The organism is Helicobacter sp. MIT 00-7814 (assembly GCF_003364115.1).
Taxonomy (GTDB): domain Bacteria; phylum Campylobacterota; class Campylobacteria; order Campylobacterales; family Helicobacteraceae; genus Helicobacter_F.
In genome coordinates this window covers 59,757-82,931 of record NZ_NXLL01000006.1, presented here as the reverse complement: position 1 = coordinate 82,931, position 23,175 = coordinate 59,757, and the positions used below count along the sequence as shown (strand labels likewise).

The 23,175-nt window shown below is 41.7% G+C and carries 25 protein-coding genes; 15 read left to right on the top strand and 10 right to left on the bottom strand.

Annotated elements, in window-relative coordinates; translation table 11 throughout:
- Nucleotides 1–146 precede the first annotated feature (146 nt).
- Genes CQA49_RS03135 through CQA49_RS03100 form a run of 9 tightly spaced genes read right to left on the bottom strand, consistent with a single transcriptional unit; the run spans nucleotide 147 to nucleotide 8,351 of the window.
- Nucleotides 147–962: an endonuclease III gene (locus CQA49_RS03135; RefSeq protein WP_115574511.1), complete on the bottom strand. Its 816-nt coding sequence runs from the start codon at nucleotides 960–962 to the stop codon at nucleotides 147–149.
- A 12-nt stretch (nucleotides 963–974) separates the two neighbouring features.
- On the bottom strand, nucleotides 975–1,373 hold the full coding sequence (locus CQA49_RS10435; RefSeq protein WP_408938903.1) for a DUF268 domain-containing protein: 399 nt from the start codon (nucleotides 1,371–1,373) through the stop codon (nucleotides 975–977).
- Nucleotides 1,313–1,843 (bottom strand): hypothetical protein, encoded by a 531-nt coding sequence (locus CQA49_RS10430; protein WP_258864166.1) that lies wholly within the window; start codon nucleotides 1,841–1,843, stop codon nucleotides 1,313–1,315. Before CQA49_RS10430 ends, CQA49_RS10435 begins: the two co-directional genes overlap by 61 nt.
- A 55-nt stretch (nucleotides 1,844–1,898) precedes the next feature.
- Nucleotides 1,899–2,981, bottom strand: coding sequence for a type II secretion system F family protein (locus CQA49_RS03125; protein ID WP_115574510.1), 1,083 nt, complete (start codon nucleotides 2,979–2,981; stop codon nucleotides 1,899–1,901).
- Between the two features lie 3 nt (nucleotides 2,982–2,984).
- Complete coding sequence (locus CQA49_RS03120) at nucleotides 2,985–4,424, bottom strand: GspE/PulE family protein (protein ID WP_115574509.1); 1,440 nt, start codon at nucleotides 4,422–4,424, stop codon at nucleotides 2,985–2,987.
- A 40-nt stretch (nucleotides 4,425–4,464) separates the two neighbouring features.
- Entirely contained in the window at nucleotides 4,465–6,114 is a 1,650-nt protein-coding gene (gene mshL, locus CQA49_RS03115) for a pilus (MSHA type) biogenesis protein MshL (protein WP_115574508.1), read from the bottom strand.
- 25 nt (nucleotides 6,115–6,139) lie between these two features.
- Nucleotides 6,140–6,532 carry a hypothetical protein gene (locus CQA49_RS03110; RefSeq protein WP_115574507.1) on the bottom strand — a complete coding sequence of 131 codons (393 nt, stop codon included), beginning with the start codon at nucleotides 6,530–6,532 and terminating at the stop codon, nucleotides 6,140–6,142.
- A complete protein-coding gene (locus CQA49_RS03105) occupies nucleotides 6,529–7,068 on the bottom strand; it encodes a hypothetical protein (RefSeq protein ID WP_115574506.1) in 540 nt (179 codons plus the stop codon). The genes CQA49_RS03110 and CQA49_RS03105 overlap by 4 nt, the downstream gene beginning before the upstream one ends.
- A complete protein-coding gene (locus CQA49_RS03100) occupies nucleotides 7,065–8,351 on the bottom strand; it encodes a hypothetical protein (RefSeq protein ID WP_115574505.1) in 1,287 nt (428 codons plus the stop codon). Before CQA49_RS03100 ends, CQA49_RS03105 begins: the two co-directional genes overlap by 4 nt.
- A gap of 325 nt (nucleotides 8,352–8,676) precedes the next feature.
- On the opposite strand from CQA49_RS03100, the gene plsY reads away from it, so the two are divergent.
- Nucleotides 8,677–9,363: a glycerol-3-phosphate 1-O-acyltransferase PlsY gene (plsY, locus tag CQA49_RS03095; protein WP_115574504.1), complete on the top strand. Its 687-nt coding sequence runs from the start codon at nucleotides 8,677–8,679 to the stop codon at nucleotides 9,361–9,363.
- A gap of 3 nt (nucleotides 9,364–9,366) precedes the next feature.
- Entirely contained in the window at nucleotides 9,367–9,774 is a 408-nt protein-coding gene (locus CQA49_RS03090; RefSeq protein ID WP_258864165.1) for a dihydroneopterin aldolase, read from the top strand.
- Between the two features lie 118 nt (nucleotides 9,775–9,892).
- On the opposite strand, the gene CQA49_RS03085 is transcribed toward CQA49_RS03090, so the two are convergent.
- A complete protein-coding gene (locus tag CQA49_RS03085; RefSeq protein ID WP_115574503.1) occupies nucleotides 9,893–10,648 on the bottom strand; it encodes a protein-disulfide isomerase in 756 nt (251 codons plus the stop codon).
- 95 nt (nucleotides 10,649–10,743) lie between these two features.
- On the opposite strand from CQA49_RS03085, the gene folK reads away from it, so the two are divergent.
- The 13 genes from folK (at nucleotide 10,744) to fliD (ending at nucleotide 23,172) form a co-directional block, all read left to right on the top strand.
- A complete protein-coding gene (gene folK, locus CQA49_RS03080; RefSeq protein WP_115574502.1) occupies nucleotides 10,744–11,238 on the top strand; it encodes a 2-amino-4-hydroxy-6-hydroxymethyldihydropteridine diphosphokinase in 495 nt (164 codons plus the stop codon).
- Nucleotides 11,239–12,705 carry a flagellar biosynthesis protein FlhF gene (flhF, locus tag CQA49_RS03075; protein WP_115574501.1) on the top strand — a complete coding sequence of 489 codons (1,467 nt, stop codon included), beginning with the start codon at nucleotides 11,239–11,241 and terminating at the stop codon, nucleotides 12,703–12,705. It begins immediately after the preceding gene.
- Between the two features lie 21 nt (nucleotides 12,706–12,726).
- Nucleotides 12,727–13,641 (top strand): P-loop NTPase, encoded by a 915-nt coding sequence (locus CQA49_RS03070; protein ID WP_115574500.1) that lies wholly within the window; start codon nucleotides 12,727–12,729, stop codon nucleotides 13,639–13,641.
- Nucleotides 13,642–13,678: 37 nt separating this feature from the next.
- Complete coding sequence (locus tag CQA49_RS03065; RefSeq protein WP_115574499.1) at nucleotides 13,679–14,008, top strand: hypothetical protein; 330 nt, start codon at nucleotides 13,679–13,681, stop codon at nucleotides 14,006–14,008.
- The gene (locus CQA49_RS03060) at nucleotides 13,995–14,714 is read left to right on the top strand and encodes an RNA polymerase sigma factor FliA (protein ID WP_408938902.1); all 720 of its coding nucleotides are present in this window, start codon (nucleotides 13,995–13,997) and stop codon (nucleotides 14,712–14,714) included. Before CQA49_RS03065 ends, CQA49_RS03060 begins: the two co-directional genes overlap by 14 nt.
- A complete protein-coding gene (gene fliM / locus CQA49_RS03055; RefSeq protein WP_115574497.1) occupies nucleotides 14,707–15,771 on the top strand; it encodes a flagellar motor switch protein FliM in 1,065 nt (354 codons plus the stop codon). The genes CQA49_RS03060 and fliM overlap by 8 nt, the downstream gene beginning before the upstream one ends.
- Before the next feature lie 5 nt (nucleotides 15,772–15,776).
- Entirely contained in the window at nucleotides 15,777–16,607 is an 831-nt protein-coding gene (fliY, locus tag CQA49_RS03050) for a flagellar motor switch protein FliY (protein ID WP_115574496.1), read from the top strand.
- An 11-nt stretch (nucleotides 16,608–16,618) separates the two neighbouring features.
- Complete coding sequence (gene trmB / locus CQA49_RS03045; protein WP_115574495.1) at nucleotides 16,619–17,899, top strand: tRNA (guanosine(46)-N7)-methyltransferase TrmB; 1,281 nt, start codon at nucleotides 16,619–16,621, stop codon at nucleotides 17,897–17,899.
- Nucleotides 17,896–18,567 (top strand): cell division ATP-binding protein FtsE, encoded by a 672-nt coding sequence (locus tag CQA49_RS03040; protein ID WP_115574494.1) that lies wholly within the window; start codon nucleotides 17,896–17,898, stop codon nucleotides 18,565–18,567. The genes trmB and CQA49_RS03040 overlap by 4 nt, the downstream gene beginning before the upstream one ends.
- On the top strand, nucleotides 18,554–19,363 hold the full coding sequence (locus CQA49_RS03035; protein ID WP_115574493.1) for an FtsX-like permease family protein: 810 nt from the start codon (nucleotides 18,554–18,556) through the stop codon (nucleotides 19,361–19,363). The genes CQA49_RS03040 and CQA49_RS03035 overlap by 14 nt, the downstream gene beginning before the upstream one ends.
- Nucleotides 19,363–20,595 carry a murein hydrolase activator EnvC gene (locus CQA49_RS03030; RefSeq protein ID WP_115574492.1) on the top strand — a complete coding sequence of 411 codons (1,233 nt, stop codon included), beginning with the start codon at nucleotides 19,363–19,365 and terminating at the stop codon, nucleotides 20,593–20,595. Before CQA49_RS03035 ends, CQA49_RS03030 begins: the two co-directional genes overlap by 1 nt.
- Before the next feature lie 100 nt (nucleotides 20,596–20,695).
- The gene (locus CQA49_RS03025) at nucleotides 20,696–21,073 is read left to right on the top strand and encodes a FlaG family protein (protein WP_115574491.1); all 378 of its coding nucleotides are present in this window, start codon (nucleotides 20,696–20,698) and stop codon (nucleotides 21,071–21,073) included.
- Between the two features lie 44 nt (nucleotides 21,074–21,117).
- On the top strand, nucleotides 21,118–23,172 hold the full coding sequence (gene fliD / locus CQA49_RS03020) for a flagellar filament capping protein FliD (RefSeq protein WP_115574490.1): 2,055 nt from the start codon (nucleotides 21,118–21,120) through the stop codon (nucleotides 23,170–23,172).
- Nucleotides 23,173–23,175 lie beyond the last annotated feature (3 nt).

The following is a 23,175-nucleotide window of genomic DNA, read 5'->3' as shown; positions in this document are numbered from 1 at the left end:
CGAAGTCGCTCCCCTTATCCCCCTTACAACCCCCAAACCCCCGACAACGCTAGAAGGTGCGTGCCGCACACTGCATTTGGATTCTGATGAAAAATTTGCTTTGCAAATTTTTAGGGATTTTGGGGTGCAAAATCTCGGTTTGTGTGTTAAAACACTCGCGGTTTGAGCTTATTTGCCTTGCTAAATTCCACGATTTTGCCATGAAATCGCGCGAAAACCTGCGCTAGAGAAATATCAAAGTCATAAGATTCTATCGCGCGCTCCATACCGCTTGCCACAAAGCTTTGCAACTCTTCATAATCGTAAAACTCAAAACCAAGCAATCCCAAAAGCCTTTGCGTGTAGGAATCCACAACCATTTCCTCGCGTTTAAGCGCGTAGTTTAGGATACTAGAGGTGCTCTCCTGCCCTATGCCTTTTTGGGCAAGTAGCCACTCTTTCTCTACCTGCGCGCTGAAGGTTGCAAAGTCCCCAAAATCCGCGATAAGATTACGCGCAAAGAGCGAGATTCTCTGCGCTTTTTGATTGTGAAAGCCTGCCTTGTGGATATATTGCGCCAGCATATCAAGCGGTGTATCAATAAGAATCTCTAAAATCCTATCAGCAAAAACTTCTTGCGAAATATAGGCTAAATGCGGATACTGACACTGCGAAAACTGCGCCATATCAGGCGTAGAGGCATCGCGCGCAATGATTTTATAAAAATACTCATAAAGCGCAAGTTGCGCGCTGTATGCGTTTTCATACTTTGTATTTTGCCCCAAAAAGCTTGCAATGCAATGCTCAAGGCTTGGGGTTTTGCAGTCTCGAGCGCCTTTTAGCTCTATGCCATTTTTTACTTCAAGCGAGCGCAGGCTCGGCCACCACCAGCTGTTTTCATCGCCGACATAAAAATGCGTTTTAAGAATCTTAAACAAATCATAGCCGTTTGTAAGCGTGATGTCTTTTAAAATATCTTGCAAATTGAAAAACTCCTAAATTTTCACAAATTCAAAAAGCCCGGTCGTGCCGTTATTTCGATGCTCCGGGATAGAATCTAGCGCGTTTTTATCGATTTTAAGCTCACCAGATTCATAGCGCATGACATTTTTCACATCAAAACCATCGATATAGCCAAACTCCAAAAGCTGCATAGAATCTAGCGTTTGGATGATAAGATCTGGGTGAAACACACGATGCGCGTTAAAGCACACCTTACTTACTTGCCCCACTGGCACGCTAAAATACAGCCTCCCGCCTTTTTTCAACACGCGCTGAAAGCTTTTGAGCGCCTGTTCCCACGCGTTTGGATTGATAGGATCGCCATAACGCCCTAAGCCAAAATGCTCCACACTGCAAAGGGCTGAGAGCGATTCCACGCTTTCATCAGCGATATTTTCGAGATTTGTCGCATCGGCGCAAATGTATTCAATCCCGCCTTGAATATCTCTGCTATTTTGCCCCCCCCCCCATTTAGAATTCTAGGCTCTTTGAGGAATTTTGTATCAAAGTCGTTGTTCATCTTGCGGACATCAATAAGCACGATTTTTTGCTTCATCCCCAGCAAATGCGCGATAAATCCCGCCACATACGAGCCCACATCATAATGCACGCTTGGCATATTTTCAAACACCTTGCGCGCACCCCAAATATCTTGGATAAAGTATTGATTGTCTAGTTGTCCGTTTGGCGCGTATTTATCAAAGCGACAAATATAGTCATATTTTTTGCCGAGCTTAAAGCGCGTATCGGTATTGAGACGCTCATACATAGCGCGGTCAGATTCTAACTCTTTATTAGACATTGAAGGCTTTATTAAGCGAAAACCTAAGTCTTTTAACATATTGGCAAGCTTTTGATTCATAGAATACTCCTTGTTTTTGTGAAAATTAGTCCGCCATTTTAGCAGATTTTTCCCCTTATGCAAGTGCGCTTGCGCTCATATCCCACATAGGCACAAAGATCCCTAAAGCCAAAAGCAAAATCATTCCGCCCATTAGCAAGCTCAAAAGTGGCTCAAGCAGGTGCAGGAGGATATCGACTTTTTCCTCGTATTCGCGCTTTTTGTTTTGCGCGATTTTGAAAAGAATCTCACCCAAACGCCCGCTTTTCTCGCCAACATTAAGAAGCGCGAGTGAAAGGGAATCTAAAAGCCCTAGATTTGCCAGCGCGCTATTTAGAGGCTGAGACAGCTCGAGCAAAGGAAGCAGTTTTTCATAGCGTTTTTTAAGCGCGCTATTTTGCACGCATTCAATGCTTGGGCGCAACGACTGCCCTAGACTTAGCGCACCTTGCAACATACAAGAAAGCCCAAAGCAAAAATTATAAGATTCTTTGAGCGCGATGAGCTTCCCAAAAAGTGGCAAGCGCAAAAGAAGCGCGTCAATATGTTCTTTTATGTGCGTGGTTTTTTCATACGCTACACGAAGGGTAAAAATCGCGCCCAGCGCAAAAATCGAGCTTATAAGCCCAAAAGATTCAATAAAATTTGCTACCCAAATGAGAATCTTTGTATAAATTGGCAGTTCCACGCGCAGCTCATTAAAAAGCTCCAAAAATGGTGGCATTACAAAATAAATAATCGCCACAAATGCCCCGATGAGCGAAAAAAGAAGCACAGATGGATATAAAAGCGCTTTTTTAGTTTTGGCATTAAGCTCGGCTTTTGCGCTAAATTCAAGTGCGAGCATTGAAGCGATGGCTTGCAAATCGCCACTTTTTTCACCCAGTCCTAAACTCACGCAGGCAAGATTCCCAAATATTTCCCTATGGCGCGCAAATGCCATCTCAAGGCTTAGCCCATCTTGTAGGCGTTCGCAAATATCTTTCATAGCCACTTTTAAGCGCGGACTTTGCACTTGCAATGCGCGCATACACTCCATCAAATCCACACCAGAATCTAGCATCAAAGCCATTTGATAAAACAGCGCGCTAAGCTCCTTGTTTGAGGCTTTTTGCAAGGAAAAAATGCGCGTTTTAAAGTGCGAAAAAAAATCCTGCATATCCTACCCCCAAATGCGATAAAGCTCTTCAACGCTTGAAACGCCCTCTTGCAGCAGCCTTTTCATCGAGCGCTCTTTGTCAAAAATCGTTCCCGCGCACTCTTTCATCTCATAGCTAGGCGCGTGGGGCAAAATCTCATAAAGTATCGTGCGCCCTGCAAATCCTAGATTCTTGCAATACGCGCAACCCTTTTGGCGGTGCATTTTTTTAATCCCCAAACGCGCCACAAACTCCGCATACAGCGCGCTAGATTCATAAAATGCGCTTGAGACCTCCTCTTTGCAATGCGCGCAAAGCTTACGCACGAGGCGCTGGGCGATAATGAGTGAAAGCGCGGAATCTAAAACCTCCATTTTGCCCCCGAGTCCTAAGATTCTCTTCATCGCGCCGCGCGTGTCGTTTGCATGCAAAGTCGCTAGCACCAAATGCCCGGTGAGTGCTGCTTGCAGGGCAAGCTCAAGCGTTTGCTCATCGCGGATTTCACCTATCATCATCACATCGGGATCTTGACGCAAGCACGCGCGCAAGGCATCTTTGAAGCCAAAATTATAATCGCGATTAAGCAAAACTTGCGTGGAAAAATCCAGCTGATATTCGATCGGATCTTCGATGGTGATAATTTTTTTGCTCTCACTTTTTAAGGATTCTAGCATTGCGTGCAAAGTGGTGCTTTTCCCGCACCCTGTAGGTCCCACGAGCAAAATCACACCGCTATTTTTACTAAGGCTTGGCGTGATAAGTTGCAGGGCATTTTCACAAAATCCCAGACTTTCAAGGCTTGTGATTTGAAGATTTTGCTCCAAAATCCTAAGCACGAGCGATTCGCCTTGTAAAGTCGGAATAGAGGAAAGCCGAAAGTCATATTCTTTGCCAGAAAAATTTTTCGAAAAGCGCCCATCAAGGGCTTTGCGCTTTTGTGTCATATCAAGGGCGCATTCAAGCTTTAGGCGTGCAGAGAGAGCATTAAAAAGTATAGATTCTAGGCTAAAAACTTTATGCAAGATTCCATCACAGCGCGCGCGTATAAGGGCATTTGAAGCGTTTTGTTCAAAATGTATATCGCTACTTTTTTCCTCAATGCAAGTTTGCAAAATAAAATCTAAAAGCGCGCAAACTTCTTGGGAATCTTTTGTAGCATTTTGCGTGGCGTGGCTTTGCAATAAGGTAAGTTTTTTAGCGAGATTTTCGCATAATTCAAAAAATCGCGCCATTTTAAGCGCATGCGTGAAATGCACTTCAAAATCACTCAAATTTTTATACGCCACTTTTGCAAATCTTTTTTCTAAAGAAAAGGCGCGCACATGGGAATCTGCAGAATCCTTATGGGCTTTGTCAATGGCGATGAGCGCTTCATTTTTTTCATTCAGCGCAAGGCAAAAGCAGTGGAATTTTTGCATAAAAGCTATCTCTAGCGCACAAAGCGCGTGTTTTTTAAACTCCATCTCCCCTCCTTTTTGCCTTTTACTTTTTAAAATCCTAGATTCACTGCATAAAGTCAATTTCAGTCATATCCTCATCAAATTCCGCTAAAGCGCTTTGCATAGAATCTTGAGCTTTCTCAAAAAGCGCGCTTTGGGCGGGATTTGCATTGAGAGATTGCGTAGAATCTGTAGGATTTATGATATTTGGCGTGATGATAATCACCATTTCTTTGGTGAGCTGGGTATTTTTGTTGTAGCTAAAGAGGTATTTTAGAAGCGGGATATCGCCTAGGATTGGCAGTTTTTTGGTTTGCTTGATTTGAGTTTTGTCAATCAAACCTCCCAAAACAATTTTTTGCCCATTTTCTAGCGCGACGAGAGAAGAGAGCTGCTTTGTGGAAAGATTTGGCGGGGAGGAAAGCGCAGTAGTTTGGTTTTCCACAGCGTTATCTTTGGTTTTGGTGATGGAGGGATTTATCTTTAAAATCACGCGGTTATTTTCAATGCTGGGCGTAACATCAAGCAAAATCCCCGCAAAAACCGAAGGGAAAGATTCCGAAGCATTTTGTATCGAAGTGCCTTGCGTGGTGGTCTGAAAAGTCGTGCTTTGCTGATAGCGCAGGACTGAGCCTACACTTATAATTGCTGGCTGATTATTGAGTGTTAGCACGCGCGGGTTTGAGAGTGATTCCACCTTGCCATAAGTTTGTAAAAATTCCACAATGCGCTCAATACTCACGCCTTGCGAAAAGACATTGATACCATAGGAATTCCCCGCGCTTCCTAGATTTAAAGAGCTTGCATTTTCATTGCCAAGTGGCGCAGTCGCAAAGCTAAAAAGCCCAAAAAACTGCTCCCAATCCACGCCATTTGTCTGCACATCGCTATGCTCGATATTAAAAATATTCACATCAATAAGCACTTGAGAATGGATTTTTTGCTTTAGCGCCTCAAGATAGCGCTCCACACGCTCGATTTGATTTTTGCTCCCTGTGATTGTGAGCAGCCCCGCACCTTTGTTGATGATAATATCCTTGCGCTTAGAATCTTTGGCGTTTTTGGAATCTGGCAAATACCAATCGCCCGGGCGGTAGGCGATATTATAAATTTCATTTTCCAACTCGCCCCAAAAATCCATCTCATCGATTGAATAAATTTTTGTCCCACTTTTGCCATTGCCTAGCGTGTGGCTTGCGGCTTTGTTGAGCGCCATTTTATGCGCTTGCGAGTTATCCTCCCAGCCAAATGCGCCCATTCCTGTGGTGTGGAGATTTTGATACGACATAAGGGAATTTTGAGAATCCTGCGAGAAAAACACATCTGTATTGCTTGAACCCACGCGCGCGGTGGAAATGTAGTTGATACTAAAGGTTTTTGTTTGCAAAGTAGAGATGTATAAAATATTTTCTTTTAAATCATAATGCAAATCACTTTGCGCAAACACCACTTCTAGCGCATTTTGCAAAGGTGCTTGAAGTAGTCGGATTTGCAGTTTTTTAGAATCCAAATGCTTTTTAGAATCTTGCAAATACACAAGGCTTACATTGCATTCCCGCGCGATTTCTTCAAGGATCTGCGAGGGAAGCGCGTAGGCATTAAGCGTGATATTTTCACAAGCAAAAAGAGGTGGGCAAAAGAATAGCGCCTGCGCTAAAATGCACCCTAAAAATTTCTTGCCTTTAGTCTTGTTTCTAAGCTTATTTTTTGGCATTTCCCCTCCTTTAAGTTTGTGGAATTTAAGAATCTCGCAAATACAGCCTTTGAGTTTTCTTGCCTCTTTTTAGTAAGATAGAATCTTGCGTGATTTCAAGCAGTGTGAAGTCCTTGTGTGCGCCTATTTCATACCAGATTCCATTGATAAGCGCCTTTTTGTTGATAATGGCTTCTAAATGCAAAGGATCTAGCTTTTTGCTCTGTGGCTTTGGAGATGGCTGAAGTGACGATGGTGGTGGCATAAAAGGATTATAAAGGGGGTTGTGAGGGGCATTGTGAATATGTTGCGTGGGGCTAGATTTTTGGGAGAAATTTTTTAAAAGCTCTTGCCTTGCTTGCGCGCAATTTATATCGCATGGGATTTGTGCATTTGCTAGGCAAAGTAATGTAAAAAGCGCGATTTGTGGAAGTTTCATTGTGGTAACCGCATATCTTGAAGTAGGGTTTCAAAGGTGATATTCCCTTCGTCTGCGGATTCTAAATGCAAAAAATCTAAGCTTATAAATTGCGGGCGTAGAGATTCTAGCTTATTGATAAACTCCATAACACGCGCAAATTCCCCACTGCCTCTAAGTGTGATAATATGCAAACCATCATCGCTAAGCTTAATCTCATAAATCTGCAAATCCTGCATAAAAACCAAAACAGAATCTAGATTTTCAAAAATCCCAACATGTGCGATTTGAGACATAAGCGCGTGCAAGATGGCGTTTGCAGAGATGAGGTTATTAAGATTTTCTTGCGTGGCGCTAAGATTTGCGCTTTGGGAAAGTTCAAAATCAAGCCCATCTTTTGTATCTTGCAAAAGTTGGTGATGAAGCATTTGAGAATCCCGCAATTGCGCGCGCAAGGGATTGATAACAAATGAAAAGCTTAGGAAAAATGTAATAAATATAAGGCAGATAAAAAGCAGGAGTTTTTCGCGTGGTTGGAGCTTTTGGGAGAGTTTCATGGCGTTGTGCGCGCTGGGTGGGATTTATTTTGAGAATCTAGCGCGCTAGATTCCGCGTTAAAATCTTTTTGCAAAAGAAGCAAAATTTCAGCATTTGCGATAGTGTCTTTGTAATCTATGCGCGAGAGCGTGGCTTGAGTATGCGCGGAGGAGAGGGATTTTAGCAGTTTTGTGATGTCTGTGTGGGCTTTTGCATTTGCTTGCATTTTGAGCGCGAGCATTTTTTCGCCCCTTGCGATGCTAAAGGTATCAATCCACACGCCTTGTTTTTGCAAATGCTCAAAAATATCATGCGTGATGGATTCTAAATGTGGCGCGAAAAGATTTGGGATAAATGCGCTTTTGTAAGCAAGCTCTTTATTTTGCTGTAGCGTCGTATTAAGCGCGCTTTGCAGTTCTTGCAAGGTGGAATTAAGGGCAGAATCATTTGTGCGCGCAAAGAGATTTTCATTTTGCAAGGAGTTGATGTCATTTTGCAAAGAATTTAGCGCAAAGAAAAGCATAAGTGGATATATAGCGCACACACCAAAGCAAAGTGCCACAAGGCTTTTGCGTGCAAGTGCAAATTCTGCTGGAGCAAAGATTCCAAATTTTGAGCACAAAAAATAATGTGTGTTTTTAAGCCTACAAAGATATTCTCTCAATTCGCTAATAATGCTAAAAGAGAGGTTGCAAGGTGCTTTGGCACAAAGCTTTTCCACACAAAAAGGCAAAATAAGCTCTTGCAGAGAATCTAGCTCGTAAAATTCTGCCTCGCCAAAAAGCTGTTTGAGCGCCTCATATTTTTGCTTCGCCTCGCTTTGCTCACATTCTTGTGTGCTTAAAAGTTTGCCATTTTGCACCACGCATAAAATCCCAAACGCGCCCACATACACAAATCCATTTTGCAAAATTTCACCCAAAAGCACAATGTCCGCGCTCACAACTTCAAATTTTTGAGAATCCTTGCTCAAAAACGCGGGCAAAAAATACGCCTCGCATTCATAGAGATTCTCATCATAAAGGTGCTGGTGCAGGGAAAAATAAAGCTTGTATTCACAATTTGCGTGCAACAAGCCCTTTTTTCTTGCTTCTGTGAAAAGCGTGTTGCAAAGTGTGGAATTTAAATTTTGAGAATCTAAAAAGTCTTGCAAAGAGGAATTTTGAGGAAGTGGCATTTCAAGGCGCAGGCGCACTAAATCCGTGAAACTTGCGATAGCGATATTTTTATATTTTCGTGGCAGATTCTCTATCTTTTGCTCATATTGTGTGTGTTGGTAAAGGATATGCAAAACACGCGCCATCGCTTGCCTTTAAGCTAAAATATCAACTTCTATCCCGATAAATCCTCTCTAACAATAAAGCTTTAAACTAAGATTCTAATACTAAATTATAAAAGCTATAAGCCTGCTAAAAAATTTACATCGCCTTAAATGAGCGCTAAAAAATGTATATAATGGTAACATTTCTTAGATTTTATTCCTTTTTGGTTGATTAGGCTTTTTGCATTCTTGTTGCGTTAGGTAAAAATTTAAATTCCACTTTGCCTCGCCGCATTTAGCCAAATATTAAGCGCAAAAACGCAATAATTGCGCGCAGGATTTTAAGAAAACACAAAGGAGCTTGCAAATGAATGTGTATGCAGAGCTGTTTTCCTCGCTTGGCGGGATTTTGAGTAATATCAATGTGATTTTTTATCTTTTGGCGTATGTGTTTGGGGGCATTCCTTTTGGGCTGGTGCTTGTGAAGCTTTTTTACAAAATCGATATCCGCTCGATTGGCTCTGGGAGCATAGGCGCGACGAATGTCTATCGCGCGGTCAAAGAGATCAATCCAAAAAGTGCGAAAATTTTAGGCGCGGTGGTGATTGTGCTTGATGCGTGCAAAGGGACGATTATGATTGCGCTTGCAAAGGGCTTTGGGCTTAGTTTTGAGGCGCAGTGGCTTATCGCGTTGCTTTGCATTTTGGGGCATTGCTATAGCCCATTTTTGGGCTTTAAGGGTGGCAAGGGCGTTTCGACTGCTATTGGCTCGACGATTTTGCTTATCCCAATTGAAGGCGCGCTTGGACTTGTGGTGTGGGGCGTGGTTGGGAAGGTGTTTAAAATCTCATCGCTTTCTTCGCTTCTTGGCGTGCTAAGCGGGATTTTGCTTACTTTTGTCGTGCCTTATATCTTGCCATTGCCAGATTCTATAAATATCCTTTCGCAAGTGCATACACATACGCCCGTGGTGCTTATAGGGTTGCTTATCCTTTATACGCATATCCCAAATATCAAAAAACTTCTAAGCGGACAAGAAAGCAAGGTGCTGTAGGCTTTGCTAGGGGTTTTGGGCGTGGATTCTGATAATTTGTCACACAATACAAAAAATACAAAAGAAGTCAAAAAAGAAGCCACGCTTTTGTGCCTTGAGATTGAGAATCTGCGCCTGCAGGCAATTATTGGCATACTTGACTTTGAGCGCACCACACCACAAGCACTTCTCATTGACGCAAAAATTTTTTATTACTATGATGGGAAATTTCTTGATTACGCGCGCATTGTGGAGTTTATCAAAAATGACTTGGTAAGCGAAAAATATGGCTTGGTTGAGGAATTGCTACTTTCGCTAAGCGCGAAATTAAAGGCAGAATTTAGCGAAATCCACAAACTCCACCTTTGCGCCAAAAAGCCTGATATTTTAGAATCTTGCATCGTGGGTGCGAGCTTGTGGAAAGAGTTTTAGCTAAGGGTTTTTTAAAATAATTTTTGCAGAGATAGATTCTCTATCGCGCTTGCTTTAGCTAGAAATTCTAAGGTTAGAAATTCTAAAAAGTATGCGCTTAAAGCAAAGCCCTTAAACCTTAGCGCACTTTCTCATAAATATATGGCACAGAGTTAATGCCTGCTTGCGTTACTTTGTGATTGATATTCATCACGCCTGAAACATCGAGATTCTCATACTTTTTGGGGAGCTTGTAGCCTCTTTTATACACTTCTTGCAAAAAGGCGATTTTTTCATCGTTAGTTTTAAACTCACCCGCGCGCTCTTTAAGCATTGCCGCCTTTAGCACAGAATCCGCGCCCAAAAATCCCACCGGCAAAACATACACGCTAGCATCTTGCGTGAGTTTTTTAAGCTCTAGCATTTCGCGCTGGCATGAAGGGCAATTCGCATCAGCCACAATATACACAATCTTGCTACTTTTATTTTGAGAATCTAGCACGATAAAATCGCTCGTTTTCAAACTTGCAAAAAGATTTGCAATCGCCTCATTTGCGGGCTTTTGCGCGGAATTTTGCGTTTGCTTGATAAAGTTTGAAATGTTGATTCCATCATTATCATTGCTTGCAAAAAACACATTGCTAGCCCCCAGCACCGCCTCACCATCGCTACTTACAAAAAGTGGCACTTGCAAATCGCCCGCCTTGATGACGACAAATTTCACCTTATCCGTGCTTTGCAAATCCTGGATTACTAGCACTTTGATTTGTTGGGAGGTTTTTTGCGTTAAAAGTTTTGTGATCTTTTGCTCTAAATCGCTATCCGCGCCAAAGGCACTCACGCACGCGACACAACAAAACGCGAGCAAAAATCTAGTAATTTTTAGGGATTTCATGGCTTATTTCCTTTTTAGATTCTATAATTTTGGGCTTGCAATTGTAATTCTTTTTAGCAAACATATAAAGCCGACAATAAGGAAGCGCTAGAATAATGTATATCCACGCAGATTCTCTCTATCCGCGCGCATTTTCAAAGCCACAAAAAGCAAAAAGCAAAAAGCAAAATTTCGTGCTTTTGGGCATTGGTGGGAATAAACCAAAAACTTTGCGCAGCTTTTTTTATCTTTTTAAAAAACTTCGCGCACACCCAAAAATCCGCGCGATTCAAAGCTCGCCGATTTTGCATAATCCTGCCTTTGGTTACATAGAGCAAGCGGATTTTGAAAATGCTTTACTTGCTTTGCATTCGAGTTTGAGTCTTAATGAAATCTATGTGCTTATTTTTTATTTGGAGCGCGTTTTTGGGCGCGGGCGCGTGAGGGAATTTAAAAATGCGCCTAGAATCTTAGATATTGATATCATCTTTTATAACAAAGTGATTTTAAAGCGAGCTTATCTTACAATACCGCATAAAAATTGGAAAGAGCGCGCGAGCGTGTGCATTCCGATGAGTTTTTTAGATATTTCAAAGACAAAAGGCGTGTAAATGGCAAAAAAACTCCATACTTTTGCGGGCGAGACTGCCGCGCATGCGATGCAAAAGGCAAAAGATGCGTATGGTGAGAATCTCCTTATCGTAGAGACAAAAGAAATTAGAAAGCGCACTTTATCCCAGCCCGGGCTTTATGAGCTTGTCGTAGAAGTAGAGGGCGAGGATAATGCAAATACTAGAAATCAAGGCGAAGAGCAAATCTCGCCAAATAAATTGCAACAAAAAATCGATGAAATCGCCCTAAAAGAGCTTGCCAAAAAAAGATCACAAAAAAATAATCCCGGCGTAAGTTTGCAAATAAGCGATGTGGCGCAGATTAAAAGCATGGTTGGCGAGGTGGCAAATATCGTGCAAAATGACTTGCATATCCCGCCTCAAAAGCCACGCGTTGCGCCTAAAAAAGTCATCACGCCCGCAAATCCTTACAAAAGCGCCATTGCAGAATCTAGCGCAGAATCAACTATCAACCAAAAAGAGCTGGATTCTAAAATTGAGGATATGCAAAGAATGCGCATTAACCAAACGCAAGCCGAACGCGTGGAACTACGCGAAATCCGTCAAGAGCTGGATAAAATCAATGACAAAATGAAAATCATCCAAAATATGTTTTGGGAGGAGCGCGCACCTGATGGGCTTTCTATCCCGCAGGAATTTGCTGAAATTTACCGCCTTGCTAAAGCAAGCGGGATGAATAAGGAGCATTTGGATTCTATCATGCGCCTAAGTTTGGAGCTCATGCCTTTAAGGATGCGCGAAAACTCTGTGACAATCAAGCGCTATTTTAGGGAAGTGTTGCGGAAGATGATTTTTTGTCGATCAGAAAATCTACCTTTGGGGCAAAAAAAGATTCTCATGCTTGTAGGTCCCACAGGTGTGGGGAAAACGACGACTTTAGCAAAGCTTGCCGCACGCTATAGCATTATGTTAGAAAAGCGCCATAAGGTCGGAATCATCACGCTTGACACTTATCGCCTTGCTGCGGTGGATCAGCTTATGGCGTATGCGCGTATGATGCGCTTAAGTATTGATACGGTGGTGGAACCTGATGAGTTTGGTAAGGCTATAGATTCTCTGCGCCATTGCGATGTGATTTTGATTGACACAGCTGGGCATTCCCAGCACGATAGGCAAAAGCTAGAGGCATTAAAAAGCTATGTAGATAATGACTATAAAATCGATGTTTCGCTTGTGCTTGCGCTCAATGCCAAATACGAGGATTTGCGCGATACTTACAATGCCTTTGGCGGTATGCTTGATATTGATACGATTATTTTTAGCAAGCTTGATGAGTCAAAGAGCTTTGGGAATATGTTTTCGCTCATTTATGAGACTAAAAAGCCAATTAGCTACCTCTCAATCGGGCAAAGCGTGCCAAATGATTTAATTTTAGCGACAAATGATTATTTGGTGGATTGCTTGCTTGATGGATTCAAAAAGCCAGAGGAAAAAGGACTCCTTTAAAAAGTCATTCTAAGGAAAATTATGCCAAATCCCCCAAAACACCAAGCCGCCGAGCTTGAAACACTTTTCCAAAAAAACGCTAAGCGCAATTTCTCACAAACGCGCTTCATTGCCATCACAAGCGGTAAAGGCGGTGTGGGGAAATCAAGCATTAGCGCAAATCTTTCTTACGCGCTATGGAAGCTAGGCAAAAAAGTCGCGGTTTTTGACGCGGATATTGGTTTGGCAAATTTGGATCTAATCTTTGGCGTGAAAACAAAATATAACATTTTGCATGCGCTTAAAGGCGAGGTAAATTTTAGCGAAGTGCTTCACACGATAGAATCTGGATTGTATCTTGTGCCCGGCGAAAGTGGGGAGGAGATTCTCAAATACGCAAATAGCGGGGTTTTTGAGCGTTTTTTAGAGGATTGCAACATTTTGCAAGATTTGGATTATATGATTATTGATACGGGGGCTGGCATTGGCGGGGGGACGCAGAGGTTTTTAGAAGCAAGGGATATGCTTGTGGGGGGGACGATGCGCGATCCTTCCGCGCTTACTGACGCATACGCGACGATTAAGCTTAATGCAAAAAGCAAAAGCGACATCGCCCTTATTGTCAATATGGCGCAAAATGCCAAAGAAGCACGCGCGACTTATGAGCGCATTAATGGTGTGGCGAAAGAAAAAATTACAAATTTGCATTTGCATTATTTAGGCTATTTAGCCCAAAGCGCGACAATCTCAAAAGCCACGCGCGCAAGAGAGCTTTTTTACAAAGCAGAGCCGCTAAGCCCTTCAAAGATTCAGATTGATAGCATTATTAAGCATTTGCTCAATTTAGAATCTAAACTTTTTGCGCCAAATGCCTCGCGCATTATGGAACAAAATATGCTTTCAGAATCCCAAAGCGCGTTTGGCTCTTTTTTTAAGCGAATGTTGGGCTATTTGTAGGATTTGCTAACACCACAAAAGAGGATTGCAAAAAGGAATGAAACCTGATAATTATATGAGCTTTAGCATTGTTGCTGGGTTTTTTATTGGGCTGGCATTTTCTATTGTGAAGTTTGATGAGCCCGCATTTATGGTGATTTGGACGATTATTACAACAATTGGGATTTATCTCATTGTAGCAATGTCAATCGCGTTGTATTTTTGGTTTTTGGATTATGAGAAATCAAGGGTGAAAAAAGATAAGCTAGAGAAAAATCTCGAATATTATCGCTTAGAATTTGATAGGCGCGAGAAAGAAGCGGCAAAAATCAGCACCTTCTTAAAAAGCATAGAATCCGAGCAAGAAGAAGAGAGTGCAAGCGCATAAAGGAGCGGCAGTGGAAAAAAACGCATATAAACAAAATATCAAATATGCTCAAGATGAGCTAGCTACGCAATATCTCCCTGCTGTGAAAGCGATGGCGTTTCGCCTAAAAGAGCGCCTGCCAAGCTCTATTGATGTGATGGATTTGGTTTCTATCGGCGCAGAGGAACTAGTCAAACTCTCACGCCGCTATGATAGCTCGATTAATGATTCCTTTTGGGGCTATGCCAAAACGCGCGTAAATGGCGCAATGCTTGATTATTTGCGAAGCCTTGATGTGCTCTCACGCTCAAATAGGAAGCTTGTCAAAAGTATAGATTCTGAAATTTCAAAATATTTCAACGAGCATGAAAGCGAGCCAAGCGATGAATATCTTGCAAAAGCGCTCAATGAGGATATACAAAAAATAAAAGAAGCGCGCGTGGCGAGTGATATTTACGCGCTTGTGCCAATTGATGAGCAGTATAATGCCATTGTCGGCGATACGATTTTGGAGGAATTAGCCCAAGAGGAGCTTATTGAAATCATCTCAAAAATCCTTAGCAAACTAAGTCAGCGCGAACAAATGATAATCCAGCTGTATTATTTTGAAGAGTTGAGTTTGAAAGAAATTAGCGAGATTTTGGGCATTACAGAATCTCGCATTTCTCAAATCGCAAAAGAAGTCATTAAAAAAATCCGCACAGGGCTAGGAGAAGGCAGTGGCTGATATTCTAAGTCAAGAAGAGATTGACGCGCTACTTGAAGTAGCCGATGATGGCGCGGACGCCGAAGCGCTAGAGAAAGAAGATGTCCTTCATCAAAAAACGGTTACACTTTATGACTTCAAGCGTCCAAATCGCGTTAGCAAGGAGCAATTGCGCGCGTTTAAAAGCATCCATGACAAAATGACGCGCTCGCTTTCCTCGCAGATTTCAGCGGTGATGCGTTCAATTGTGGAGATTCAGCTTCATAGCGTGGAGCAGATGACTTATGGGGAATTTTTGATGAGTTTGCCAAGCCCAACAAGCTTCAATGTCTTTTCAATGAAACCGCTTGAAGGCAGTGGCGTTTTGGAGATAAATCCTAGCATTGCGTTTCCGATGATTGATAGGCTTTTGGGCGGGAAGGGCGATCCATATGAGAGCTCGCGGGAATTTAGCGATATAGAGTTAAATTTGCTTGATACTATTTTGCGCCAAATGATGCAAAATCTCAAAGAAGCATGGAGCTCTGTAGCAGAAATTTATCCTAGCATTGACGCTAAAGAATCTAGCCCAAATGTCGTGCAAATCGTGGCGCAAAATGAAATTGTCATTATGGTGGTGATGGAGATAATCATCGGGCATAGTAGCGGAATGATGAATATTTGCTATCCTGTGATTGCGCTAGAATCTGTGCTTTCACGCCTTGCGACAAGGGATTTGATGCTAAGTGATACCAGCTCGAAAAAATCGCGCAATAAAGAATTGCAAGCATTGATTGCGGGGGCAAATGTGATTGTGTCAGCTTATATTGGCGATACGACGATTACGCTAAAAGAATTGCTTGATTTAGAAGTGGGAAATATCGTGCGCCTTGATAGGGTGGCAGATGATAGCGTGGTGGTGACAATTGATGAGAGGGAAAAATATATCGCCACCATCGGGCTACAGCGCTATCGCAAAAGCATACAGATTAAAGAAATGATTGTTACTGAAAAAGATCAAGTCAAAGAAGTGCTCGAAGTGCTTGAAGCGCAGAGAAAAAATCGCGTCATTGATGTCGAACAAGAAGAAAGCGAGTAAAAATTATGAAAAAATTCATTGATTTAATCATTACCGAAAGTATCGCTACCATTGAAGGTTTGATGGGTAAAACTGCGAGTATCACGCATACACGCGATGATAATGTGAGCTTAGAATCCTTGCCAAGCTCTTATGCCATCGCCATGCTTGAAGTCAGCGGTGAAGGAAGCGGGACAATCGCTATCGTGGTGCCAACAGATATGGGAAGTGCGCTGGCAGATATGATGCTAGGGGGTGATGGCGCGTCAAAAGATACGCTTGATAGCGATGATTTGGACGCGTTAAAAGAGATCATCTCAAATGTTTTTGGCGCGATTTCTACAAACTTGAGCTCGCAAAAAGACTTGCCAAAGCTTAGTTTCAAATGCACAAATATTGAGTTTGTCTCACAAAGCATGGATTTAAGCAAGTTTCAAAAGGCGTATATTTTTAGCTTTGATTTAGATTCTATTCATTCAGATTTTATTTTGCTTTCTTCAGAATCTTTTGCCAAACTTTTTGATGCGCCTCAACCTAGCGCCCAAAACACGCAAAATACAGAATCCACGCCCGCGCTAAGCCCGACAGAATTTAAAAATATCAATATGATTTTAGATGTGCGCTTAAATGTGCGCGTGCGTATCGGGCAAAAGCGTATGCTTTTGAAAGATGTCATTTCGATGGACATAGGAAGCGTGATTGAGCTTAACCAGCTCGCAAACGATCCGCTTGATATACTTGTCGATGATAAGGTGATTGCGCGCGGGGAAGTAGTGATTGTCGATGGGAACTTTGGAATCCAAATCACAGATATAGGCTCGCGCAAAGAGCGTTTAGAGCAACTTCGAGGAAGCTAAATAGATTTTTCATGCCACATTTTTATGCTACAAAGTCTTTGGATTCTCAAACCCTGCCTTTTCAAAGCGGGGATTTTGAATTTCTCCTTTGCGCCACAGATTGCCTTTTTGAAACAAGCTCGCTTGTTTTGGTGCGCTACAAGGGCAAAGAGGAATTTTTTATTAGAATCTTACTCAAGCAAGAAAATACACCAAAACAAAAAGACGCACCAAAGCAAGAAAGCACAGATTCCAACCCGCGCTATTTGTATAAATGCCATAAGCACACCACGCCAACGCCCATTGGCATTGCAAAAGACGCCTTGCAAGCTCTTAGCGCAAAGCTAGATTCTACAATTTCGCATAATCTCTCGCCAAACACGCTCGCACAAAGCACGCAAAGTGAGTTTTTGCTCACACCCCAGCAGGTTTTTGCCTTTTTACAAGATTCTTATAATTTTGAAAATCTTAGCCTTGAAATTGGCTTTGGCAGTGGCAGGCATTTGCTAAATCTCGCCACAAACGCGCAAAAAGAAAAAAGCAATGCGCGCTTTTTGGGACTTGAGATTTATAAGCCCGCCATCGAGCAAGCCTTGCGTCAAATAAAACTTCTTAATTTAGAAAATCTCTATATCTCAAACCTCGATGCGCGCTTGCTTTTAGAGCTTATGCCACAAGATTCTTTAAATGCGATTTATCTGCATTTCCCTGTGCCATGGGGTAAGAAACCTCATCGCCGCGTATTTAGCAAAACCTTCTTGCACCACGCATTGTGTGCGCTAAAAATAGGCGGATTCTTACATTTACGCACTGATGATGTGGGGTATTTTGAAGATTCTTTACAGATTCTAAAAAACGCGCAGGCTGAATACCGCGTGGAAAAAAACGCAAGCCTTAGCGTGGTGAGCAAGTATGAAGCGCGCTGGAGGAGGCAGAAAAAAGATATTTATGATGTGTTTGTGTATAAAAATACGCCAAGCCAAATACGCGCGCAAACAAGCGGGGATTTTGAGTTTAGCAAAGCCCAGCAAAGCGCGTTTTATAAAAAAGCGCAATTTTTTGCAAAAAATCCACAAAATTTGCCAAAAGTGTTAAAAAAGGATTACTTTTTGCATATCAATAGCATATATAAAAACAAAGACTGCTTTATTGTGAGCGTGAGTTTTGGGGATTTTTACCAGCCTCAAAATAGCTTTATTTTGATTCAAAATCACGCAGCGCGCTATGTTGGCAAGGATTTGCTCCCTACAAATGCTGCTTTGAGCGCGCATAAGCTACTTTGTGAAATCCTAACTTCAAAGGAAGAATTGTGAGCACAATCATCGAAGCAAAGAATCTCAACTTAGGCTACAAAAATGATGAAAATGTCATAAAAAATGCAAGCTTTAGCATTAATGCCAAAGAATTTGTCTTTATCACCGGGGCGAGCGGTAGCGGGAAAAGCACAATTTTAAGCTCGCTTTATGGGCATTTGCCTGTCAAAGGTGGCGCGCTAGAAGTCTATGGCATTAATATGCCTCGCGCTTCAAAGTCAAAGATTCACTATTTGCGCCAAAATATAGGCATTGTCTTTCAAGACTATAAGCTTGTGAAAGAATGGAATATCGAAAAAAATGTCATGCTTCCAATGGTGATAAATGGCTACAAAAAAGAGATTTGTAAATCTCAAGTCGAGCGTCTTTTGGTGCATATCAAGCTTTCGCATAAGGCAAATAAATTCCCCCTAGAGCTTAGCGGTGGGGAACAGCAACGTGTAGCAATGGCGCGCGCACTCGCGCATAATCCAGCCATTATCCTAGCAGATGAGCCAACAGGGAATCTTGATGATTACTCAAGTGAGCTTATTTGGGGACTTTTAAAAGGCGTAAATGAACAGCTTGGTATAACCGTGGTTGTGGTGACGCACCGCCTGCCAGAGCGCTTAAATGTCAATTACAGACGCTTACATATTGAAGAAGGGGTAGTATATGAATTCTCTTAAAAGACATCTTGCCTTAATCATTCCACTGCTTGCGCTACTTTTTGGGTTGGAGAGTATTTTACTTGTCAATCGCGCCATTGCTACGCATGAGCAAAAACTTGCAGAGAGTTATTCTATCGTTATTGCCTCAAAAGAAGTGCTTACCTTGCAAAAAGTGCAAAGTTTCATACGCGAGGCAAGCGAGCTAACGCCTACGGCTACAGATTCTCTAATGAATGATTTGCGCAAGGATTTGAGCAAAGAAAGTGTGGAATCTATCCAAAAAGAATTGCCTTATTTTTATAAACTGCGCCTATCTACTTTCCCAGATCAAGAGCGTTTGGATAAAATCCGCTCGACTTTATTAAAGCTTAATGGCGTGCTAAAGGTTGAGGCGTTTGTAAAATCGCATTCTCAAGTGTATAAACTTTTGCTTATTATCAAAGGTTCAGTAGTGATTTTCTCTGTGCTAATTGCGCTTTTAAGCGCGCTTTTGATGGTGAAGCAAATCGAAGTATGGAAGTTTGAGCATAGCGAGAGAATGGAGATTATGAGCTTTTTAGGCGCACCTTCTTGGATGCGTAATAGCATACTTTTTAAACTTGCCATTATAGATTCTTTTATCGCCACAATTTTAAGCATTGTCGCGCTTATTTATTTCAAAGATAGCGCGCTTGCACTAAGTATTGCCGATGCGTTAGAAGTGACTTCAGAGATTGTAAAAGTGTGGAGCGATTTATTTATTTTACTTTTCTCTTCTATTGTGATTTCGCTCGTGTCCGTGGCATTTGTGATTTTAAAGCAAAAAGATTTGTAATGCGCGCTTTTAGTAGGCTTTTTTTCTGTATTTTTTTTGCGACAAATGCCTTTGCAAATATCGAACAAGACATTTCGCTAAACACCCAAAAACTCGCACAAAATGACAAGGAAAAAACCCAACTTAGCCAAAAACTAGAAGTGCTTGGAAAAAATATTCAAGCTAAAAATAACGAGGTGATAAAGCTAGATTCTCAAATTGAAAGCTTGCAAAAAGAAATCAACCAAAATAAAAATAAATATTCCGCACAAGAGCAAGCTTTGCAGGAAAATCAAAAACGCCACAAACAGCTTTTAGAGCGACAAAGCGCGCTAGAAAATGAGATTATTACGCTTTTTTCGCAAGGGCTGGCATTTTATATGCTTAGCGAACATATAGAATCCCCTGAAGATGTGCTTTCCCGCGAAGCATATATGATACTTTTTGCCAACACAAAAAAGCATATAAAAACACTCAATGCGCAAAAACAAAAGCTAAGTAACGACATTATCGCGGTGTCAAAAAATATCGCGCAGATTCAAAACTCAATCGATGAAGGCACAAAGAAAAAAAGCGAGCTAGAATCTATTAAGATTAAGCAAGAACAGATTCTTTTTTCTATGCAAGGTGAGCTAAAAATTTATAATCAAAAATTGCAAGAAATCAACAATGAGCGAAAGAATCTAGATTCTATTTTAAATAATCTCAAAATCACCCAAGCACAAAATCAGAAAAAAATCGAAGAAAAAATCAAAAAAGAAGAAGAGGATAACGCCAAAAAGCCACAGCCAAAGCGCACAATCACTGCTGATAAAAATATAAAAATCGCTTCAAGCGCGTATAAAGATATCTCTACCATCGCTTATAAAGGCGCAAAGACTATCGCGCCGCTAGATTCTTTTGTGGTGGAGCAGAAGTTTGGTCCGACATTTGATCCAGTGTATAAGATGAAATTTTTTTATGAAAATGTGATTCTTGTGCCAAAAAAGAAAAATGCTGATGTCAAAAGCGTAATGGACGGCAAAGTCGTCTTTGCGAAAGAAAATCCTGTGATTAAAAAAGTCATCATTATCGAGCATGCAAATTCTCTCTACACCGTGTATGCGTATTTGGATAAAATCTCTGCGACAATCAAACCCGGTGTGCATATCAAAAAGGGCTACATTATAGGAAAAGTCAATGAAAAGCTAAGCTTTGAAGTAACCCAAAAAGACAAGCACATCGATCCGCTCCAGCTTATTAAGGTTAATTAAGAAATTTTCAAAACATTTAATTTTAAAAAAGTTTTGTTTAGTCGATACTGCACGCCACAATCCTTCAATTAAGTTTCAAGTTTCAAGGAGGAGGCTAGAGATGAGTATTATTACAAATGATTTGCAGGCAACACAGCATCGTCTTGTTGATATGGTTAAAGCCATGCCTCAAGATTCAAATAAAGAGGTGCATAAGCTACAAAGCGCGCAAGAAATTGTAGATGATCAATCAGCAAAGGAAAGCAAAAAACAGCTAGAAAATGAGCTAGTCGAGCTAAGCAAAAAGCTCAATGACGAAATGAAGCGCATTGGCACGAGCATTAGCTTTGCGTATAATGAGACTTTACCCGGGCTAACGGTTACGGTGAAGGAATATGGCGGGGAAAAGATTATCCGCGAAATCCCTAGCAAAGAGGCAATCGAGCTTATGAAGCGCATGCGGGAAGTGGTTGGCGTTATCTTTGATAAAAAAGGTTAGGCAGGATTCTTAAAATAATATTCTTTTAAAGAAGGCACACAAAGATGGCACTAGGCAAACTTAGCTCTCTAGGCATTGGGAGCAATGTCCTTAATTATGATACGATTGAAAAATTACGCAAAGCCGATGAAGCATCCCAAATCAAGCCGCTTGAAAAAAAGATGGAAAAAAACCTCGAAAAGCAAACCGAGCTTGTGGAGCTTACAAGTGCTGTGCGAGAAATCAAATCTTATACAAGCAAGCTTGCGGATTATTCTACCTATTTGGGGCGCTCAAGCAATGTCGTAGGTGATGCGGTCAAAGCCACAATCACTGCTGGCGTGCCGGTGCAAGATATCAAGCTTGATATAGAATCCATCGCAAAATCCGATATAAACGAAGTTGGCACGAAGTTTGCGGAGAGAGATTCTGTCTTTACGCAAAAAGATGCAACGCTTAATTTTTTCACAAAAGGCAAGTTTTATGAGATTGAGATAAAAGCGGGAATGGCACTTGATGAGGTCGCCCAGCTTATCACTGATAAGACAAATAGCGAAGTGATTGGCACGATTATGAAAACCGGCGGGAGCAATCCTTATCAATTGATGATAAATTCCAAAGAAACCGGCGAATCAAATAGAATCTACTTTGGCGCGCTCATTAATGGCGATACAATCAAAAATGGCGCGCTAGATATCAAAGATGATGACTTTAGCATAACGCTTGCCACGACAAAAGGTGCGAGCAAAACGCTAAATATTAGCCTAAAAACTAGCGCGGATTCTAAAACAAACGACAACGCAAGCGCGCTTAAAGAAGCGATAGTTAAAGCGATAGAGGCAGATTCTGATTTTGAAGGTTTGCTAGAAAATGGGGATCTTAATATTGGGCTTGGGGCGAAGGGAGATTCTCTTATTATCAATGATAGGAGGGGGAATGAAGTTCAAGTAGGTGGCGCAAAGGCAAGGGAGCTAGGCTTTAAATCCACGACAAGCAAAGATAACCTTGAAAATAAAGATCTAGTTACCACAAACCCTATCAAAGCAGGCTTGCTAAAAGGCACAATCACCATTGGCTCTGTCCCGCTTGATCTTTCAACCATTACAAAGAAAAATAACACTTCTTATGACAATGCCAAAGCCATTGCAGCGGCGATTGATAATATCGCGGGCTTGCATTCAAACGCGACACAAGATGGCAAGGTGATTATCAACTCTGACACGGGCGAAGTCTCTATCATACCAGCAAATGACAGCGCGAGCAAAGAAGCGCTAGAATCTTGGGGCGTAAGCAGTGGCTCGACTATGGATTACACAAAAACGCAAAATGATCTTTTTAAGATTAAAAATATTCAAGCCGCGCAAGATGCGGAGTTCAGCTACAACGGCATAAAAATGCGCCGCCCGAGCAATAGCATCGATGATGTGGCAAGCGGGATTACGCTTGAGCTACTTTCTACCACGGAGCCGGGCAAGCCAGCGATTATTAATGTTACGCGCGATGATGAGGCGATTATCGAAAGTCTCACAAAATTTGTAGAATCTTACAACGCGCTAAGCATGAAAGTCGATGAACTCACGCGCTTTGATGAAGATTCTAAAATCGCGGGCGTGTTTAATGGCGATAGCGATGTGAGAATGATACGCCCCACACTTAATAAGATTTTTTCCTACACGATGGGCGGGGGGATTGAGCGACAATCGCTTGTCAAATATGGCATAACTATCAATGAAAAGGGTGTTATGTCGCTTGATACTTCAACCTTGCGTAATGCGCTAAATAGCGATCCAGAGGGCGCAAAAGAGTTTTTTCAGGGCAAAATGACAACGAGGGAATTTAGAGAAATCGAAGTTGATGGCGTTTTCAAAATGCTTGATAAAGAACTTGCAAAATTGGTCGATGGTAGCAACTCGAGATTGAAATTGCTTGAGGAAAGTCTCACAAGAGAAGATAAAAAACTCAAGGAAGATAAAAATAAGGCAAATGCTATGCTTGATACGCGTTATGATTTGATGGCACAGCGTTTTGCAGCTTATGACGGGCAGATTTCAAGAACGAATAATTCTTTTAATAGTGTGCAGATGATGATTGACCAATCTGTGGCAAATAACAAAAAATAAGGG